Genomic DNA, 1,309 nt, shown 5'->3' with positions numbered 1-1,309 from the left:
GCGGAGCCTAGGGGAGGAACCGCCCGGCGATCCCCCCGAAGGGGACCGGGCGCCTAGCTGTGGCGCAGCAGCCTGGGCAGCTGGGCCAGGGTGATGGCCGGACGCCGGGCCGTGGCCGGACCCACGTAGAACGCGGCCATCCCCAGTCTGCGGGGACCTTCGATGTCCGCCACCCAGTTGTCCCCGACGAACGCCGCCTCTGCCGGGGTGATGCCATGCCGGTCCAGCGCCGCCTGGAAGATCCGCGCATTGGGCTTGCGCCAGCCCAGCTCGATGGAGGTGAACACGTCGCTGATGTGCTCATCCAGCCCGAACCGGGCCAGCAGGCGGGGCACCAGCGGGCGGTGGTGGGTGTTGCTGACCACCGCCAGGTGATGCCCTGCGGTGCTCAGCTGCGCCAGGCACTCGCCCACCGCGGGCGCCGGGACGATCCGCGCGCTCCAGGCCTGCAGGTACTCCTCGACCAGGCGGGAGATCTCACCCTCGGCAATCCCCGGGGTGCCGAGCAGCTGCCAGTAGCGGGTGGCGATCTGCTGCATTGAGCATTCGCGTTCGCTGCGCTGGGCCTGCCCGTCCAGCTCCGCCCAGGCCCGGTCCCACAGCCGGTCACAGTCCCGGGCGTTGACCCCGGCCCCAGCCCGCCGCGCGAACTCGAACGGCGCGTTGTACCCGGCCGGGTGGATGGAGGGGTCATAGTCGACCAGGGTGCCAAAGAAGTCGAAGTAGACGTGGGAGGGCATGGGTCCTTCCTGCAAAACCGTGCTCCCGCGCCCCCACGGGAGGCCCAGGCAGGGCAGTGGACACGGGGGTGGGCACACGGGGCTAAACCCCCAGCATAGGCCAGCTGCCGCTCAAACCGCGGAGATCCGCCCGTCGGCCTCCACCACGAACGTCGGGTTGTGCACGAAGTCCCAGCGGAACCCGTCCGGGTCCGCCACGCAGGCGCTCATCCCACCCCAGGGCTGCTTCGCCGGGGCATTGACCGGGCTGGCCCCGGCCTTTAGCGCTCGCCGGTAATGCGCCTCCACCTCCCGGTCCGACCCCACGTTGTGACCCAGCGACACCGGGGGAGCCAACTGCGAATGCCCCACCTGCCCGTACTCGCTGGGCATTTGCGCCACATCCCACAGCGCCAGCATCAGCCCGTGCCCGGCCCGCACGAACGCGATCTGCTCATGGGCCGGCTGCACCAGCTCAAAGCCCAGGCCCTCGGTGTAGAACTTCAGGGAGACACCCACATCACGCACCCCGAGGGTAATGGCGCTGATGGTTGGCGGGGCAGGCTTGTTCATACCCCCACAGTAGGCAA

2 protein-coding genes are annotated in these 1,309 nt (G+C 70.1%); both read right to left on the bottom strand.

The features are described from left to right. Positions 1-53: 53 nt before the first annotated feature. Positions 54-740, bottom strand: coding sequence for an HAD family hydrolase (locus tag RCJ92_RS15895; RefSeq protein WP_138174162.1), 687 nt, complete (start codon positions 738-740; stop codon positions 54-56). A 111-nt stretch (positions 741-851) separates the two neighbouring features. Then, on the bottom strand, positions 852-1,309 hold a 458-nt coding region (locus tag RCJ92_RS15890; RefSeq protein WP_446755122.1), incomplete at its 5' end, for a VOC family protein.

This window comes from Glutamicibacter sp. BSL13 (assembly GCF_052928425.1).
Note: the sequence above shows the minus strand (reverse complement) of the source record. Positions and strands in the feature narration are given on the sequence as shown.